This is a genomic window from Pseudomonas xanthosomatis (assembly GCF_019139835.1).
Classification (GTDB): domain Bacteria; phylum Pseudomonadota; class Gammaproteobacteria; order Pseudomonadales; family Pseudomonadaceae; genus Aquipseudomonas; species Aquipseudomonas fakonensis.
Genome location: NZ_CP077075.1, coordinates 4,989,051 through 5,006,126 on the forward strand (window position 1 = coordinate 4,989,051; position 17,076 = coordinate 5,006,126).

Consider the following 17,076-nt stretch of genomic DNA (forward strand, 5'->3'; position numbering starts at 1 on the left):
TATTACATTCTGCCCGGCTGGGTATAGGCGCAGCCCTGGGGCCGTTCCTACAGACAGGTTCAGAGCAGGAACAGCGTGGCCAGGCCGAGGAAGATAAAGAAGCCGCCGCTGTCGGTCACCGCGGTGATCATCACGCTGGAGCCCATCGCCGGGTCGCGGCCCAGGCGGGTCAGGGTCATTGGAATCAGCACGCCCATCAAGGCGGCCAGCAACAGGTTGAGGGTCATGGCTGCGGTCATCACCAAGCCCAGCGACCAGCTGCCATACAGCCAGAACGCCACCGCACCGATCACCCCACCCCAGATCAGGCCATTGAGCAAGGACACCGCCAGCTCCTTGCGCATCAGGCGGCTGGTGTTGCCCGGCGACACCTGGTCCAAGGCCATGGCGCGCACGATCATGGTGATGGTCTGGTTACCCGAGTTGCCGCCAATACCGGCCACGATCGGCATCAACGCTGCCAGGGCCACCAGTTTTTCGATGGAACCTTCAAACAGGCCGATCACCCGCGACGCCAGGAACGCGGTGATCAGGTTGATCGCCAGCCATGCCCAGCGGTTGCGCAGCGAGCGCCAGACCGAGGCGAAGATGTCTTCCTCTTCGCGCAAACCGGCCATGTTGAGCACTTCGCTCTCGCTCTCCTCGCGGATCAGGTCGACCATCTCGTCAATGGTCAAACGGCCGATCAGGCGCCCGTTCTTGTCCACCACCGGGGCGGATACCAGGTCGTAGCGCTCGAAGGCCTGGGCTGCGTCGTATGCATCTTCCTCGGGGTGGAATGCCACAGGGTCATTGGCCATGACCTCCGCGACCTTCTTGTCCGGGTCGTTGACCAGCAGCCGCTTGATCGGCAGCACACCCTTGAGAATGCCGTCGTAGTCAACCACGAACAGCTTGTCGGTGTGGTTGGGCAGCTCCTTGAGCCGGCGCAGGTAGCGCAGCACCGTCTCCAGGCTGACGTCTTCGCGGATGGTGACCATCTCGAAGTCCATCAGCGCACCGACCTGCTCCTCGTCGTAGCTCAGGGCCGAACGCACACGTTCGCGCTGCTGGGCATCGAGGCTTTCCATCAGCTCATGGACGACGTCGCGCGGCAGCTCTGGCGCAAGGTCAGCGAGCTCGTCGGCGTCCATCTCTTTGGCGGCGGCCAGCAGCTCGTGATCGTCCATGTCGGCGATCAGGGTTTGGCGGACGGCGTCGGACACTTCCAGCAGGATGTCGCCATCGCGGTCCGAGCGCACCAGCTGCCAGACCGTCAGGCGGTCTTCCAGGGGCAAGGCTTCGAGGATGTAGGCGATGTCGGCAGGGTGCAGGTCGTCAAGCTTGCGTTGCAGCTCGACCAGGTTCTGGCGGTGGACGAGGTTTTCCACCAGATCGTGGTGGTGGCCTTCCTGGCGATGCGTCAGGTCTTCGACCACGCGCTGGCGCTGCAGCAGTTCGATCACCTGAGCCAGGCGATCCTGCAGGCTCTCTTGCGCTTTTTTTACTTCGATTTCAGTCATAGGCGTACTCCACTCCCAGCAGCGGAGCACGCCGGGAGAATCAATCAGGCAGATCTGTCTGGATGAAGCGTATTAACGAGTAACTACTGGGTAAGTCCATGGTGGGATTCCACAAGCCCCGGCGGGGCTGACGGGCGCAATCATACACGGTACAAGCTGCTGGATCGCTTAAATTTTTGGCCAGAACAATCGTTTGCGCGATAAAGCTATGACAACGCTCGAAGCCAACAGTGCGACGGCGCAGGCTTGTCAAAAAGCACATCGATTGGAAAAGGGACTGATTGCAGTCTAGCCATGGACGGCAAACTGATACGAGATACTGCGACTGGGGGCGGAAAAGAAAAAGCCCGCTTATCTGCATAAGCGGGCTTTTCAGGTATGGCGGACTCAGCAGGATTCGAACCTGCGACCGCTCGGTTCGTAGCCGAGTACTCTATCCAGCTGAGCTATGAGTCCGTGGTGGTATTTTTAGACCAGATTACCACTGGTTTGTTGAAGCATCTTTGCAAGCAAAGCCACTTCAAAAGTGGCGGACTCAGCAGGATTCGAACCTGCGACCGCTCGGTTCGTAGCCGAGTACTCTATCCAGCTGAGCTATGAGTCCGTGGTTGGTATTTTTAGACCAGGTTACCACTGGTTATTTAAAGCAGCCTTGAAAACAAAGCCACTTCAAAAGTGGCGGACTCAGCAGGATTCGAACCTGCGACCGCTCGGTTCGTAGCCGAGTACTCTATCCAGCTGAGCTATGAGTCCGTGTCTTGCCGCGCATTATAGGCCGCCAAATCTATTTATCAAGAACTTTTTCGTTTAATTTCAACGACTTAAGCTTTTGAACTTTTCCAGCGACCTACGCAAATAATGGCGGTGAAGGGGGGATTCGAACCCCCGATACCCTTATGAGGTATACTCCCTTAGCAGGGGAGCGCCTTCGGCCACTCGGCCACCTCACCGCAACACGAGGCGAATATTAAACACACCCTTCCTCGTTTGCAACCCTTTTTTTGAAAAAAACTTCAAAAAAATTAAAGGCTTGGCTCTTCATCCTTCTCTTTCTTGATCCGCAGGTAGATTTCCTCGCGGTGAACAGCCACTTCCTTGGGTGCGCTAACGCCAATACGCACCTGGTTGCCTTTGACGCCCAGCACCGTCACGGTGATCTCACCGTCGCCAATGATCAGGCTCTCCGCGCACCGGCGAGTCAGAATCAACATACATTTCTCCTTAATGATCTTTCAGGGACAACAGTCTTTGGTGAAGCCGGGGCAGGCCGGGGACAACGGCAAGGCCCCTTGGCTTTGCCTGGAGGCGTCTACGCGCCTTCTCGGGCAAGCCCTCAGGCCGGCAGAGGCACCTGGACAGGAGCGCCTCCAACAGCCAGAAACGCGAAGGGCGCGGCAAGCCGCGCCCCTCTGGGCAAGGTGTTACTCGCTCTGTCGGGCAGGCGCGTCGAGCTCGAACGCGGTGTGCAGCGCACGAACGGCCAGCTCCAGGTACTTCTCTTCGATCACCACCGAAACCTTGATTTCGGAAGTGGAGATCATCTGGATGTTGATGCTCTCCTTGGCCAGGGCTTCGAACATGCGGCTGGCGACACCTGCGTGAGAGCGCATGCCGACACCGACGATGGAAACCTTGGCGATCTTGGTATCGCCGATCACTTCACGCGCGCCGATTTCGCGGGCGGTGTTTTCCAGCACGCTCAGCGCCTTCTCGTACTCGTTGCGGTGCACGGTGAAGGTGAAGTCAGTGGTGTTATCGTGCGAGACGTTCTGCACGATCATGTCCACTTCGATGTTCGAAGCGCTGATCGGGCCGAGGATCTTGAACGCAACGCCCGGGGTGTCCGGCACGCCACGAATGGTCAGCTTGGCCTCATCACGGTTGAAGGCGATACCGGAAATGATCGGCTGTTCCATGGATTCCTCTTCATCGATGGTAATGAGGGTACCCGGACCCTCCTTGAAGCTGTGCAGCACGCGCAGCGGAACGTTGTACTTGCCGGCGAACTCCACCGAGCGGATCTGCAGCACCTTGGAACCGAGGCTGGCCATTTCCAGCATTTCTTCGAAGGTGATCTTCTCCAGACGCTGGGCTTGCGGCACAACGCGCGGGTCGGTGGTGTAGACGCCGTCGACGTCGGTGTAGATCTGGCACTCGTCGGCCTTCAGCGCTGCCGCCAGGGCCACACCGGTGGTGTCCGAGCCGCCACGGCCCAGGGTGGTGATGTTGCCCTGCTCGTCAACACCCTGGAAACCTGCAACCACAACCACGCGGCCGGCTTTAAGGTCGGCACGGATCTTCTGGTCGTCGATTTGCAGGATGCGCGCTTTGTTGTGCGCGCTGTCGGTGAGGATGCGCACCTGGTTGCCGGTGTACGACACCGCCTCCACACCACGCTTCATCAGGGCCATGGCCAGCAGCGCGATGGTCACCTGTTCGCCGGTCGAAACGATCACGTCCAGCTCGCGTGGCTCCGGTTTGTCGGAGATCTGCTTGGCCAGGTCGATCAGGCGATTGGTTTCACCGCTCATGGCCGACAGCACAACCACCAGGTCGTCGCCAGACTCACGGAATTTCTTGACCTTGTCGGCAACCTGCTCGATCCGCTCGATGGAACCGACAGAGGTGCCGCCAAATTTCTGTACGATCAACGCCATTTCAAAGGTGCCTCGGCCCGCAAGGGGCCCCAAAAAACAATCCAACATGCGGGGCGGCGACCAGACCGCCGCCCCGGCATCTCAAAGTCCCTGCTCGGCGAACGGCACTGCCAGGGCCAGGGCGTTGTCCAGCGCGGCGACGTCGACGCCACCACCCTGGGCCATGTCCGGGCGGCCACCGCCCTTGCCACCGACCGCCGCAGCGGCTTGTTTCATCAGGTCGCCAGCCTTGAGTTGGCTGGAGAGGTCTTTGGTCACGCCAGCCACCAGCACGACCTTGCCCTCGTGCTCGCTGCCCAGCAGGATCACTGCGTGGCCGAGCTTGTTCTTCAGCTGATCGACGAGCGCCAGCAGGGCCTTGCCATCCTGCCCGTCCAGGCGGGCGGCGAGGACCTTGGCACCCTTGACCTCAACAGCCGCGTTGGAGAGATCATCCCCGGCGGCGCTGGCGGCCTTGGCCTGCAGCTGTTCCAGCTGCTTTTCCAGCTGGCGGTTGCGCTCGAGCACAGCCGACAGCTTGTCGATCAGGTTGTCACGGTTACCCTTGACCAACTGCGCCGCTTCCTTGACCTGCTCTTCGGCAGCGTTCAGGTAAGCCAGCGCGGCAGCGCCGGTGACCGCTTCGATACGGCGCACGCCAGAGGCCACGCCGCCTTCGCTGATGATCTTGAACAGCGCGATGTCGCCGGTGCGCTTGGCATGGATGCCACCGCACAGCTCCACCGAGAAATCGCCACCCATGCTCAGCACGCGCACGGTGTCGCCGTACTTCTCGCCGAACAGCGCCATGGCGCCCTTGGCCTTGGCGGTCTCGATGTCGGTCAGTTCGGTTTGTACCGGGGTGTTGTTGCGCACTTCGCGATTGACGATGTCTTCCAGGGCCTTGATCTGCTCTGGTTTGACCGCCTCGAAGTGGCTGAAGTCAAAACGCAGGCGCTGGCTGTCGACCAGCGAGCCCTTCTGCTGCACGTGCTCGCCCAGTACCTGGCGCAGCGCTTCGTGCAGCAGGTGGGTGGCGGAGTGGTTCAGCGAGGTGGCGTGCTGCACGTCGGCATCGACCTTCGCGTCTACTGGCGAGCCGATCACCAGCGCACCGCTGGCAACCACGCCGTGGTGCAGGAAGGCACCGCCGGTCTTGGTGGTGTCGCGCACGTCGAAACGCGCATTGCCGGCCTGCAGGTAGCCGGTGTCGCCCACCTGGCCGCCGGATTCGGCGTAGAACGGGGTGCGGTCCAGTACCACCACGCCCTGCTCGCCTTCGCCCAGCTGGTCGACAGCCTGGCCGTCCTTGTACAGAGCGATGATCTTGCCCTGGCCTTCGGTGGCGTCGTAGCCGAGGAACTCGGTAGCGGTGTCGACCTTGACCAAGCTGTTGTAGTCCATGCCGAAAGCGCTGGCGGAACGGGCACGCTCGCGCTGGGCCTCCATTTCACGCTCGAAACCGGCTTCGTCGATGGTCAGCTCGCGCTCGCGGGCGATGTCGGCGGTCAGGTCCATGGGGAAGCCGTAGGTGTCGTACAGCTTGAACACCACGTCGCCCGGTACCACCTTGCCCTGCAGCTGCGCCAGGTCCTGCTCGAGGATGCGCAGGCCCTGCTCGAGGGTCTTGGCGAACTGCTCCTCTTCGGTTTTCAGCACGCGCTCGATGTGCGCCTGCTGGTTCTTGAGCTCGGGGAAGGCTTCGCCCATCTCGTTGACCAGCGCCGCCACCACCTTGTGGAAGAAGCTGCCGGTGGCGCCCAGCTTGTTGCCGTGACGGCAGGCGCGGCGAATGATGCGGCGCAGCACGTAGCCACGGCCTTCGTTGGACGGCAGCACGCCGTCGGCGATCAAAAAGCCGCAGGAACGGATGTGGTCGGCCACCACTTTGAGCGACGACTGCTCTTCGTTACGGCAGCCAATGGCTTGCGCCGCAGCGTCCAGCAGGCTCTTGAACAGGTCGATCTCGTAGTTCGAGTGCACGTGCTGCATCACCGCACTGATGCGCTCAAGGCCCATGCCGGTGTCCACCGACGGGGCCGGCAGCGGGTGCAGGACGCCGTCGGCGGTGCGGTTGAACTGCATGAAGACGTTGTTCCAGATCTCGATGTAGCGGTCGCCGTCTTCTTCCGGCGAGCCGGGCGGGCCACCCCAGATGTCGGCGCCGTGGTCATAGAAGATCTCGGTGCACGGGCCGCACGGGCCGGTGTCACCCATGGTCCAGAAGTTGTCGGAGGCGTACGGGGCGCCTTTGTTGTCGCCGATGCGCACCATGCGCTCGGCCGGCACGCCGACTTCCTTGGTCCAGATGTCGTAGGCCTCGTCATCGCTGGCGTAGACGGTGACCCACAGCTTCTCTTTGGGCAGGTTCAGCCACTTGTCGGAAGTCAGGAAGGTCCAGGCGAAGGTGATGGCATCGCGCTTGAAATAGTCGCCGAAGCTGAAGTTGCCCAGCATCTCGAAGAAGGTGTGGTGACGGGCGGTGTAGCCGACGTTTTCCAGGTCGTTGTGCTTGCCGCCGGCGCGTACGCACTTCTGGCTGCTGACCGCGCGGGTGTAGGCGCGCTTTTCCTGGCCGAGGAAGCAGTCCTTGAACTGGTTCATGCCGGCGTTGGTGAACAGCAGGGTCGGGTCATTGCCCGGGATCAGGGAGCTGGAGGCTACGCGAGTGTGCCCTTGCTCTTCGAAGAAGCGAAGGAAGGCTTCACGGATTTCTGCGCTTTTCATAGGTTCTTCCACGGAAACGGCGGCCACGTCGAATCGACGAAACGACGGCAAAGGGCCGCATTATATCGGTCCTGCAGTCTCGGTGCAGTGTGTTTATGCAATAGAAACCGTCGTTTGGGCGGTTTGTCAGGCTAAAGCAAAGGTAACGGCTTGATCGCGATGCTAAAGCCTGCCTTTCGCTACTGGCAAGCCTGTTGCGTCGCCGCAAGATGAAAATGGACTGTACGGTGAATCAAACCGGCTGGCTCACGGCTCGAATCAGGCAACACAAGCCTCTGCAGTCGAAAAGGTCAGCCGTCAGCAAGACATGCTGCGAGCCAGCCCTGCTGCCTAGGTGTAGATCATCCATACATCATTACCCCCGCACTCCATCACGGGTGTCAAGCCAGGCGCTCACCCGCATCCGGCACCACCAGAATCCCCGCCCTGAGGCCATTGCGTACCTTGGGGTTGGGGAAGATGATCCGCGCGCCCTCCTCCTCCACCACCCAGCGCATCTCGGCCAGGTCCTCGGCCAGCAGGTAGCCCTTGCTCAACTCGGAGAAGTTCTCGATGTCCGCCGGCAGGTGCAGGTGGAAATTGTCGCTGTGCTTGATGATCTCGCGGGCCACGCTGAACAGCTTCAGGCCATCGAGCGAGTCGCCGGTCTCAGGCTCGGTGCCTTCGATGATCTGGATGAGGCGCTCTTCGAGCTTGTCCAGATTGACCCCTTCGTTCTGGCCGAATGGCCGCGCCTTGCCCAGTTCGAGGGTGAAGGCCTCGGCCTCCAACTGTTCATAAGTGAAGGCACTGAAGGTGATCGAAGACTTGCTCTGCAGCAGCACCGCCTCCATCCCTGCCGCAGCCAGGCGAGCCAGTTCAGCCCGGGAATGGGTGCGCCCCTCCTTGTAGGGGTACAAGGCGAACTGCTCGATCTTCGAGCCACGGATTGCGGTGTGCAGGTCGTAGTGCAGGCGGGTACGCTCGGGCTTGCTGAAGAACACCCGGGCAAATTGTTCGAGTTCCGCGGCGCGCAGCGCCTCGAAACCACTGGTAAGCTCGTGGCGGCCATTGAACAGGCGGTTGATGTCCTGCTCGATGTAGCGCTCGCCCTTGCGAATCGCCGCCGGGTTGCCGAACAGGAACAACACCCGCGCCCTCGGTTTGATCTTGCCGTTGGCCACACCATGCAACAGGCGCTCGAGCAACTCGATCGGCGCTGTTTCGTTGCCATGGATGCCGGCAGACAGCAACAGGTCGAGGCCGCAATCCTCGTTTTCGGCCGGACGCACCTCAAGCGCGCCCTCCCCCAGCCAGCGCAAACGCACGCCCTTGGGTGTCACTTGGGTCTTCTCGGCCGGTTCGTGATCGGTGAGGGTCAGCTCAAGCAGTTTGCCAAGGGCGAGCATAGGCGCTTCCTTAGTGGTGGTGGCCGCAGTCCGGGCCATGCACGTGGTCGTCATCTTCGCCGACTTCAGCCGGCTCCATTTCCAGCTGCAGGCTGACCAGGTTGGTGGCCATCGGGCGCAGCAACAGGTTGGCGTACTCGGCGTCGCCCTCTTCGACATCCACACCAATCAGCAACTGGCCGCGGCCGTCTTGCTGAATCCACACTTCCTTGCCTTGCCAGACCACGGCAAAGCGGGTGCAGGAGGTTTCCAGCTGGGTGCCGTCTTCATCTTCCAGGATCAGGCGCAGGGCATCGGACATTGCAAAACTCTCTCTATCAAGGTTGGCGTTGGAACGGATACACCGAACCCAACTTGAGGATCTGGGTCAATTCATCCAGTGCGGTACGGCACTCTATCAGCAGTTGCGGGTCGGCCAGGTCCGCCTCGCCGAGGCGGTCGCGGTAGTGCTTGTCGACCCACTGCACCAGGGTGTCGTACAACGGGGCGGTCATGATAACCCCTTGGTTGACCGCCGCCAGTTCCGATTCCTTCAGCGCCACGCGCAGCCGCAGGCAGGCAGGGCCACCACCGTTTTGCATGCTCTGCTTGAGGTCGAACACCTTGACCTCCTTCACCGGCCCGCCCTGGCTGGTCAGTTGCGACAGATAGGCCCATACGCGCTCGTTGTTGCGGCACTCTTCCGGCACCACCAGCAGCATCGAGCCGTCGTCGCGGCTGAGCAGTTGGCTGTTGAACAGGTAGGAACGCACCGCATCTTCCACCGTAACCGCAGTACGCGGCACGCAAATGCCCTGGAAATGACCTCCCTTGCTGGCCAGTTTAGCCTGCAGTTGGCCAAGCACCGCGTCGGTGTCGAGGAAGGCGTCCTCGTGGTAGAACAGCACCTCGCCGTTGCCCACCGAAATCACGTCGTTGTGGAACACGCCCTGGTCGATCACCGTCGGGTTCTGCTGAGCGTAGACCACCCCGCCCTCGCTCAGGCCATGCAGCCGGGCTACCGCCTGCGAGGCCTCGAGGGTCTGCCGCGCCGGGTACTTCTGCGGCGCCGGGTAGCGGCTGTCGAAAGCGCTGCGGCCGTAGACGAAAAACTCGACCCCCGCCTCGCCATAGCTGCGGCAAAAACGCGTGTGGTTGGCCGCGCCCTCGTCACCGAAATGCGCCACCGCCGGCAGCGCCTGGTGGTGGGCAAACACCTGCTGGTCATTGAACATCGCCTGCAGCACACGGCTGGTGGTCGGGTGCTCGATGCTGCGGTGGTACTTGCAGTTGAGGTTGGCGGCAGTGAAATGCACGCGCCCGTCTGCGGTGTCGGCACTGGGGCTGACGGTGGCGGCGTTGGCCACCCACATGCTCGAGGCCGAGCAGCTGGCCACCAGCAGCGGCATGGCGTCTTTCGCCGCGCGCTGGATCACCTCGGCGTCGCTACCGGTGAAGCCCAGGCAGCGCAGCGCGGCCACATCCGGGCGCTCCTGCGGCGCCAGTACGCCCTGCTGGAAGCCCATTTCCATCAGCGCCTTCATCTTGGCCAGGCCCTGGCGCGCCGCCTCGCGCGGGTTGGAACCCTGCTGGCTGTTGCTCTGCGAGGCCACGTTGCCGTACGACAGGCCGCCGTAGTTGTGGGTCGGCCCCACCAGGCCATCAAAATTCACTTCGTAGGATTTCATCGGCTAGGCTCCGAGACCTGTTGTTATAGGGTGACGCCCGGCGTCAGGGTCGCCGGCAATGCAAGGCTGGCGGTCTCCAGCGATGCCACGGGGTAGGCGCAGTAGTCGGCCGCATAATATGCGCTGGCGCGGTGGTTACCGCTGGCACCGACCCCGCCAAACGGCGCGCTGCTGGCGGCACCGGTCAGTTGCTTGTTCCAGTTGACGATGCCGGCGCGGCTGCGCAGCCAGAAGTGCTGGTAGCGGGCATTGGAGTCCGACAGCAGCCCGGCGGCCAGGCCGTACTGGGTGTTGTTGGCTTCATTGATGGCGGCGTCGAAGTCGGTGTAGCGGATCACCTGCAACAGCGGGCCAAAGAACTCTTCGTCCGGGCGCCCGACCACCGCGGTCACATCGATGATGCCCGGGGTCAGCAAGGCAGCAGTGGCCTGGGGCTGGGTCATTTCCAGCAGCGCCACGGCACCCTTGCCAAGCAACTCACACTGGGCCGCCAGCAACGCCTGGGCAGCCTGCAGCGAGATAACCGAGCCCATGAACGGCGCAGGCTGCTGGTCAAAGGCCCCCACACTGAGGGTGCGGCTGACCTCGACCAGGCGCGCGATCAGCTGGTCACCCCAGGCCCCTTGCGGCACCAGCAGACGGCGGGCGCAGGTACAGCGCTGGCCGGCCGAGATGAACGCCGACTGGATGATGGTGTACACCGCCGCATCCAGGTCCTTGACCTCATCCACCACCAGCGGGTTGTTGCCCCCCATTTCCAGCGCGAGGATCTTGTCCGGGCGCCCGGCGAACTGCTGGTGCAGCAGGTTGCCGGTGCGGCTGGAGCCGGTAAAGAACAAACCATCGATACCTGTATTGGCCGCCAGCGCCACGCCGGTTTCGCGGGCGCCCTGCACCAGGTTGAGCACCCCGGCCGGCAACCCGGCCTCAATCCAGCACTGCACCGTCAGCTCGGCAACCTTCGGCGTCAGCTCGCTGGGCTTGAACACCACGCAGTTGCCCGCCAGCAGCGCCGGCACGATATGCCCGTTGGGCAGGTGGCCGGGGAAATTGTAGGGGCCGAACACCGCCACCACGCCGTGTGGCTTGTGCCGCAGTACCGCCGTGGCATCGGCCAGCGGGCCGCTCTTTTCGCCAGTGCGTTCGCGGTAACTCTGCACCGAGATCGCCACCTTGTTGATCATGCTGGTGACTTCGGTAGCCGACTCCCACAAAGGCTTGCCGGTTTCCTCACCGATGCAGCGCGCCAGCTCGTCAGCACGCGCCTTGAGTTTGCCGGCGAAGGCTTCCAGCACGCCGATCCGTGCCTCCAGGCTCAGTTGCGCCCAGGCCGGGAAGGCCTGGCGGGCAGCACTGACTGCCGCCTCCACCTGGCCGGCATCAGCACCCTGCCCCGCCCAGACCACCGCCTGGGTGACCGGGTTCAGCGACTGCAGCGCCTCACCGTTGCCTGCGAGCCATTGCCCTGCGATGTAATGCGTGGTCATTTACTGGGCCTCCCGGGCGGCAGTCAGCGGCACGGCGCGCACATTGTCGCCGGCGCCCATGCGCAAGCGCTTGGCGGTCAGCGGGTCGACCACCAGAGTGCCGGCCGCCAGGCGCGCCGGCGCGGCGGTGATGCGGCAGTCTTCGCGCTTGCGGTTGTGAATGATGTACGGGGTGGCGTCATCGCCTGGCGTGCCCACAGCCAGCACCAGGGTTTCGCTCTCGCGCACCGCGCGAATCTTCGCGGTCTCGCACTCGATGGCCGGGCCTGCGTCGAAGATGTCGACAAACCCTTGGTAGTTGAAGCCCTCGCGCCTGAGCATCGCCAGCGCAGGCTCCGTGTCGCTGTGCACGCGGCCGATCACGCTGCGCGCAGCTTCGGACAGGAAGCAGGTGTACAGCGGGAACTTGGGCATCAGCTCGGCGATGAACGACTTGTTGCCCACCCCGGTGAGGTAGTCGGCCTGGCTGAACTCCATCTTGAAGAAGTGCCGGCCCAGGCTCTCCCAGAACGGCGAACGGCCGGCCTCATCGGACATGCCGCGCATCTCGGCGATGAGCTTCTTGCCGAACAGGTCGGGGAATTCGGCAATGAACAGCATGCGCGACTTCGACAGCAGGTGGCCGTTGCGCCCGCTGCGGTAGTCGCTGCGCAGGAACAGCGAGCACAGCTCGGAGTTGCCGGTCAGGTCGTTGGCCAAAAACAGCGTGGGGATCTCGCGGTAAATGTTCAGCTCTTGCGAGGCGCTGACGGTCAGCCCGACCCGGTAGTTGTACCAGGGCTCGCGCAGGCCGACGGCACCGGCGATAGCGCTGATGCCAACTACCAGGCCCTCGTCGTTTTCCAGCACGAACAGGTAGTCGGTATCGCCGCGCTCGGCTTCGCCACGGAAGCTCTTCTCGGCCCAGCCGACGCGCCGCGCCAGGCGCTCTTCGTTGGCCGGCAAGGTGGTCAGGCCGGTGGTGCCGGTGCTGCGGGCCAGTTCGATCAGCGCGGGTAAATCGCTGCTGCGTACGGGACGAACGATCATGCTATCTCCTTGTGCGGCGGGCCTGGCCTGCCGCGAAACTCACTGTTGCGACTCGCCTGCGGCGAACCCTCAGACCGCCACCAGGCGCACGCTGGCGCCTTCACCCACACCCAGCGCCTCGACGGCCTCGGTGCTCAGGCTGACCGGTTTGCCCGGCACCCAGTCCAGCTCCAGCAGCACTGCGCGGTAATCCTGCAACTGGCCGTTGCACACCAGGTACGGGCGCCCGCCCTTGACCTGCGTGTCGTCGACTTTCACCGGCACCACGCGGCTCTGGGCGATCGAGCGGATGCTCGAGGCGCGCGCGTGCAGGGTCGGGCCACCGTCGAAGATGTCGATGTAGTGCTCGGTCTCGAAACCTTCGCGCATGAGGATGTCGAAGGTGATCTGCGCCCGCGGGTGCACTTGGCCCATGGCTTCCTGGGCGGCGTCGTCCAGCAGCGGCACATAGATCGGGTAGTGCGGCATCAGCTCGGCGAGGAAGGTGCGGCTTTTCAGCCCGCACAGGCGCTCGGCGTCGGCGTAGTTGAGGTCGAAGAAGTTGCGGCCTATGGCATCCCAGAACGGCGACTCGCCCTGCTCGTCGCTGTAGCCGACGATTTCGGTCACCACCGAATCGGCGAAGCGCTCCGGGTGCGCAGCCATGAACAGCAGGCGCCCGCGCGAGTTGAGCTCGGCCCAGCCGCTGTTCACCAGCTCCGGCAGCACGTAGAAGCTGGTCAGCAGGCTGTTGCCGGTGAGGTCGTGGCACAGCGACAGCACGTGGATCTTGTTGTGGATCTTGAGCTCCCGGGAGGCGTGCACGAAGGTCTCGTTACGAAAGCTGTAGAACGGCTCGGAATAGCCCGCCGAGGCGACGATGGCCGAGCAGCCGGCCAGCTTGCCGCTGACGCTGTCCTCGAGCACGAAGAAGTAGCTTTCCTCGCCGTTGAAGCTCACTTCGGCGGCAAAGGAGGTTTCCGAGGCGGCGATCTTGTCGCCCAGGCGGCCTGCGTCGTCCGGCAGCGAGGTGACACCAACGGGGCTGTCGGCAGCCATGCGCTGCACTTCGTTCAGATCCGCCATTTGCGCGGGGCGCATCACCAGCATGGTGTCACTCCTTTCGGGATAGCGTGCCGCTCACTTCGGCACGGAAAAACTGCGGGCACGCGCCACTACCTGCAAGCAGGTGCCCGCATTGGAATTCAGGTATCGCCGGCCCTTACGGGGCCGGCGAAAGGGCCGGTCAGGCCTTGGTCAGCTGCGCCACGGCGCGCTCGAAGCGGTCCAGGCCTTCGTCGATATCAGCATCTTCGACCACAAGGCTCGGGGCGAAACGCACCACGTCCGGGCCGGCTTGCAGCACCATCACGCCTTCTTTTTCCGCGGCGTTGAGCACGTCCTTGGCCTTGCCGACCCAGGCTTGGCTCAACACGCCGCCGATCAGCAGACCGACGCCACGCACTTGGGTGAACAGGCCGTACTGCTGGCCGATCTGCTCCAGGCGGGTCTTGAAGCGCTCGTGCTTGGCCTTGATGCCGGCCAGGGTCTCTGGGGTGTTGATCACGTCCAGTACGGCGCAGGCCACGGCGCAGCCCAGCGGGTTGCCGCCGTAGGTGGTGCCGTGGGTGCCGACGGCCAGGTGCTTGGCCAGCTCGCTGGTGGTCAGCATGGCGCCGATCGGGAAGCCTCCGCCCAGGCTCTTGGCGCTGGTCAGGATGTCCGGGGTCACGCCGTAGTGCTGGTAGGCGTACAGCGAGCCGGTACGGCCAACGCCGGTCTGCACTTCGTCGAAGATCAGCAGGGCGTTGTGCTCGTCACACAGCTTGCGTGCGCCTTCCAGGTACGCCTTGTCGGCAGGTACCACACCGCTCTCGCCCTGGATCGGCTCGATCACCACGGCGCAGGTCTTGTCCGAAATCTGTGCTTTCAGCGCTTCCAGGTCGTTGTACGGCACGTGGCTGATGCCGGTGATCTTCGGGCCGAAGCCGTCGGAGTACTTCGGCTGGCCGCCAACACTGACGGTGAACAGGGTACGGCCGTGGAAGCTGTTCACGGTGGCGATGATTTCGTGCTTTTCAGGGCCGAAGCGGTCGTGGGCGACACGCCGGGCCAGCTTGAAGGCGGCCTCGTTGGATTCGGCGCCGGAGTTGCAGAAGAACGCGCGGTCGGCAAAGGTGGCGTCCACCAGCTTGTGGGCCAGGCGCAGGGCCGGCTCGTTGGTGAACACGTTAGAGACGTGCCAGAGGGTGTTGGCCTGCTCGGTCAGCGCCTTGACCAGCGCCGGGTGGCAGTGGCCCAGGGCATTCACCGCGATGCCGCCGGCGAAGTCGATCAGCTCGCGGCCCGACTGGTCCCAAACTCGGGAACCCTCGCCTCGCACAGGAATGAAGGCCGCCGGCGAATAGTTGGGGACCATCACCTGGTCGAAATCGGCACGTTGCACCGGGGCTTGCTCAACGGACATCTGAGTCTCCTGAAGAGGAACGCTGGCCTGGAAGTGGCGAGCGATGGGGGGATTGTAAGGACTGATCGGCGCCTGTCCTTGCTGCCAGGCGACAACTTGTTACAGCGCCAAACCCTGTTTTACCAAGGCTTTCGGCAATGCGACAAACACTGTCGCAATCGCGCAGTGTAAAGGTAGAGAGAGGCTGGGTGAACGGGTGTTCATTGTAGGAGCGGACTTGCGCCGCGAAAGGGCTGCGCAGCAGCCCCGGCGGCCTCAGCCCAGGCACCAAAAATTGGGGCAGCCTTGCTGCCCTTTCGCGGCACAAGGCCGCTCCTACAGAGGATCTGCGTAACCCACTCAGCCCTTTTCAGCCGGCGCCGAACTGAGCTCGAACGGGCTGCTGCTGCGCCGCTGGTTGCGGTCTTCACGCGGCGTGGCACCAAAGAAATTGCGGTAGGCGCTGGAAAAATGCGGCCCGGAGGAGAACCCGCAGGACAAGCCGATCTGGATGATCGACTTGCTGGTCTGCATCAGCATCTGCCGCGCCTTGTTCAGGCGCAGCTCCAGGTAATACTGGCTGGGCACGCGGTTCAGGTACTGCTTGAAGATGCGCTCCAGCTGCCGACGAGACACGCACACATGCTGGGCGATCTCGTCGGTGGTCAGCGGCTCTTCGATGTTGGCCTCCATCAGCAGCACCGCCTGGGTCAGCTTGGGGTGGCTGGAACCCAGGCGGTTCTGCAGCGGGATGCGCTGGCGCTCGCCACCTTCGCGGATGCGCTCGACCACCAGTTCCTCCGACACCGCCCCGGCCAGCTCCGCACCGTGGTCACGGGCCAGCACCGCCAGCAGCAGGTCGGTCACCGCCATGCCGCCACAGGCGGTCAGGCGATCACGGTCCCAGTCGAACAGGTGGCTGGTGGCGATCACCTTGGGGAAGCGCTCGGCAAAGTCATCCTGCCAGCGCCAGTGCACGGCGGCGCGGTAGCCATCGAGCAGGCCAAGGGCCGCCAGCGGGTACACCCCGGCCGACAGCCCGCCGAGCATGCAGCCACCGCGGGCCAGTTGCTTGAGCGCCGCAGACAGCGCCGAGCCCATTGCCGCAGGCGGCTCGTCGGCCACCAAAAACAGCTTGTGGCACCCTTCCAGGCGGCCGTTCCAGGCCTCGCCCGGCAGGCGCCAAGCGCCCTCCTGGCCCACCTCGGCCTGCAAAAAGGCCAACTCGTAGGCCACATCCGGGTGCACCCGCTGGGCCACCAGCAACACCTCTTCCGCCAACGCCAGGGTCAGCGGCCGGGTGCCGGGCCAGATGAGAAAGCCGATTCGCTGGGTGGTCATAGGGCGTGGTCCAAAACCTTGGAAAGGATTGTTCGCAACTGCGGCACAGGGCAGGCTGCGCGCGTTGCGCAGCATGCCCCATTCTGGTGCAAAAGTGCAGCCTTTACTTCAGGCTGCCAGAGAGGAACTGCTTGAGCCGTTCCGACTGCGGGTTGGCCAGCACTTCGCGCGGGCAACCGCGCTCTTCCACCAGGCCCTTGTGCAGGAACACCAGTTGGTTGGACACCTCGCGGGCAAAGCCCATCTCGTGGGTGACCACCACCATGGTGCGGCCTTCCTGGGCCAGCGACTGCATCACCTTGAGCACATCGCCCACCAGCTCCGGGTCCAGCGCCGAGGTGGGCTCGTCGAACAGCATCACCTCAGGCTCCATGGCCAGGGCCCGGGCAATCGCCACGCGCTGCTGTTCGCCGCCGGACATGTGGCCCGGGAACGCATCCTTGCGATGGGCCACGCCCACCTTGGCCAGGTAGTGCTCGGCCTTTTCCAGTGCATCTTTCTTGCTGACGCCCAGCACATGCACCGGCGCCTCGATGATGTTCTCAAGCGCGGTCATGTGCGACCACAGGTTGAAGTGCTGGAACACCATCGACAGCCGCGAGCGCATGCGCTGCAGCTGTTTCGGGTCGGCGGCCTTGAGCGCGCCGTCCTTGCCGGCCACAAGCTTGAGCTCTTCGTTGTTCAGCAGGATCTTGCCGGCATGGGGCTGCTCGAGCAGGTTGATGCAGCGCAGGAAGGTGGACTTGCCCGAACCACTGGAGCCGATGATGCTGATCACATCGCCCGCCTTGGCCTCGAGAGAGACGCCCTTGAGCACCTCGTGGCTGCCGTAGCGCTTGTGCAGGTCTTGGATTTGCAGTTTGTACATGCTGTC

General features: G+C 63.4%; 13 protein-coding genes and 4 tRNA genes. All 17 read right to left on the bottom strand.

Going from position 1 to position 17,076, the window contains the following annotated elements:
• Positions 1-59 precede the first annotated feature (59 nt).
• Complete coding sequence (gene mgtE, locus KSS93_RS22000) at positions 60-1,502, bottom strand: magnesium transporter (RefSeq protein WP_217885967.1); 1,443 nt, start codon at positions 1,500-1,502, stop codon at positions 60-62.
• A gap of 379 nt (positions 1,503-1,881) precedes the next feature.
• Positions 1,882-1,958, bottom strand: a tRNA-Arg gene (locus KSS93_RS22005).
• A gap of 71 nt (positions 1,959-2,029) precedes the next feature.
• Positions 2,030-2,106: transfer RNA gene (locus tag KSS93_RS22010), tRNA-Arg, on the bottom strand.
• A gap of 72 nt (positions 2,107-2,178) precedes the next feature.
• Positions 2,179-2,255: transfer RNA gene (locus KSS93_RS22015), tRNA-Arg, on the bottom strand.
• 106 nt (positions 2,256-2,361) lie between these two features.
• Positions 2,362-2,452: transfer RNA gene (locus tag KSS93_RS22020), tRNA-Ser, on the bottom strand.
• A gap of 72 nt (positions 2,453-2,524) precedes the next feature.
• The gene (gene csrA / locus KSS93_RS22025) at positions 2,525-2,713 is read right to left on the bottom strand and encodes a carbon storage regulator CsrA (protein WP_003254503.1); all 189 of its coding nucleotides are present in this window, start codon (positions 2,711-2,713) and stop codon (positions 2,525-2,527) included.
• 210 nt (positions 2,714-2,923) lie between these two features.
• A complete protein-coding gene (locus KSS93_RS22030) occupies positions 2,924-4,159 on the bottom strand; it encodes an aspartate kinase (protein WP_217839707.1) in 1,236 nt (411 codons plus the stop codon).
• Positions 4,160-4,240: 81 nt separating this feature from the next.
• On the bottom strand, positions 4,241-6,865 hold the full coding sequence (gene alaS, locus KSS93_RS22035) for an alanine--tRNA ligase (RefSeq protein ID WP_217885968.1): 2,625 nt from the start codon (positions 6,863-6,865) through the stop codon (positions 4,241-4,243).
• Positions 6,866-7,245: 380 nt separating this feature from the next.
• Complete coding sequence (gene astE / locus KSS93_RS22040) at positions 7,246-8,253, bottom strand: succinylglutamate desuccinylase (protein WP_217885969.1); 1,008 nt, start codon at positions 8,251-8,253, stop codon at positions 7,246-7,248.
• 10 nt (positions 8,254-8,263) lie between these two features.
• The gene (locus KSS93_RS22045; RefSeq protein ID WP_217839711.1) at positions 8,264-8,554 is read right to left on the bottom strand and encodes a topoisomerase II; all 291 of its coding nucleotides are present in this window, start codon (positions 8,552-8,554) and stop codon (positions 8,264-8,266) included.
• A 16-nt stretch (positions 8,555-8,570) separates the two neighbouring features.
• Positions 8,571-9,920 carry an N-succinylarginine dihydrolase gene (gene astB / locus KSS93_RS22050; protein ID WP_217885970.1) on the bottom strand — a complete coding sequence of 450 codons (1,350 nt, stop codon included), beginning with the start codon at positions 9,918-9,920 and terminating at the stop codon, positions 8,571-8,573.
• A 23-nt stretch (positions 9,921-9,943) separates the two neighbouring features.
• Positions 9,944-11,407, bottom strand: a complete 1,464-nt coding sequence (astD, locus tag KSS93_RS22055; protein WP_217885971.1) for a succinylglutamate-semialdehyde dehydrogenase — start codon at positions 11,405-11,407, stop codon at positions 9,944-9,946.
• Positions 11,408-12,436: an arginine N-succinyltransferase gene (gene astA / locus KSS93_RS22060; protein ID WP_217885972.1), complete on the bottom strand. Its 1,029-nt coding sequence runs from the start codon at positions 12,434-12,436 to the stop codon at positions 11,408-11,410.
• Positions 12,437-12,505: 69 nt separating this feature from the next.
• Entirely contained in the window at positions 12,506-13,525 is a 1,020-nt protein-coding gene (aruF, locus tag KSS93_RS22065; RefSeq protein ID WP_217885973.1) for an arginine/ornithine succinyltransferase subunit alpha, read from the bottom strand.
• 136 nt (positions 13,526-13,661) lie between these two features.
• Complete coding sequence (locus KSS93_RS22070; RefSeq protein WP_217885974.1) at positions 13,662-14,882, bottom strand: aspartate aminotransferase family protein; 1,221 nt, start codon at positions 14,880-14,882, stop codon at positions 13,662-13,664.
• A gap of 339 nt (positions 14,883-15,221) precedes the next feature.
• Positions 15,222-16,202, bottom strand: a complete 981-nt coding sequence (gene argR / locus KSS93_RS22075) for a transcriptional regulator ArgR (protein WP_217885975.1) — start codon at positions 16,200-16,202, stop codon at positions 15,222-15,224.
• 103 nt (positions 16,203-16,305) lie between these two features.
• Positions 16,306-17,070 carry an ABC transporter ATP-binding protein gene (locus KSS93_RS22080; RefSeq protein ID WP_217885976.1) on the bottom strand — a complete coding sequence of 255 codons (765 nt, stop codon included), beginning with the start codon at positions 17,068-17,070 and terminating at the stop codon, positions 16,306-16,308.
• Positions 17,071-17,076 lie beyond the last annotated feature (6 nt).

Coding starts and splice junctions, on each gene's coding strand:
- mgtE (WP_217885967.1), bottom strand. CDS start 1,502: ATGACTGAAATCGAAGTAAAAAAAGCGCAAGAGAGCCTGCAGGATCGC.
- csrA (WP_003254503.1), bottom strand. CDS start 2,713: ATGTTGATTCTGACTCGCCGGTGCGCGGAGAGCCTGATCATTGGCGAC.
- KSS93_RS22030 (WP_217839707.1), bottom strand. CDS start 4,159: ATGGCGTTGATCGTACAGAAATTTGGCGGCACCTCTGTCGGTTCCATC.
- alaS (WP_217885968.1), bottom strand. CDS start 6,865: ATGAAAAGCGCAGAAATCCGTGAAGCCTTCCTTCGCTTCTTCGAAGAG.
- astE (WP_217885969.1), bottom strand. CDS start 8,253: ATGCTCGCCCTTGGCAAACTGCTTGAGCTGACCCTCACCGATCACGAA.
- KSS93_RS22045 (WP_217839711.1), bottom strand. CDS start 8,554: ATGTCCGATGCCCTGCGCCTGATCCTGGAAGATGAAGACGGCACCCAG.
- astB (WP_217885970.1), bottom strand. CDS start 9,920: ATGAAATCCTACGAAGTGAATTTTGATGGCCTGGTGGGGCCGACCCAC.
- astD (WP_217885971.1), bottom strand. CDS start 11,407: ATGACCACGCATTACATCGCAGGGCAATGGCTCGCAGGCAACGGTGAG.
- astA (WP_217885972.1), bottom strand. CDS start 12,436: ATGATCGTTCGTCCCGTACGCAGCAGCGATTTACCCGCGCTGATCGAA.
- aruF (WP_217885973.1), bottom strand. CDS start 13,525: ATGCTGGTGATGCGCCCCGCGCAAATGGCGGATCTGAACGAAGTGCAG.
- KSS93_RS22070 (WP_217885974.1), bottom strand. CDS start 14,882: ATGTCCGTTGAGCAAGCCCCGGTGCAACGTGCCGATTTCGACCAGGTG.
- argR (WP_217885975.1), bottom strand. CDS start 16,202: ATGACCACCCAGCGAATCGGCTTTCTCATCTGGCCCGGCACCCGGCCG.
- KSS93_RS22080 (WP_217885976.1), bottom strand. CDS start 17,070: ATGTACAAACTGCAAATCCAAGACCTGCACAAGCGCTACGGCAGCCAC.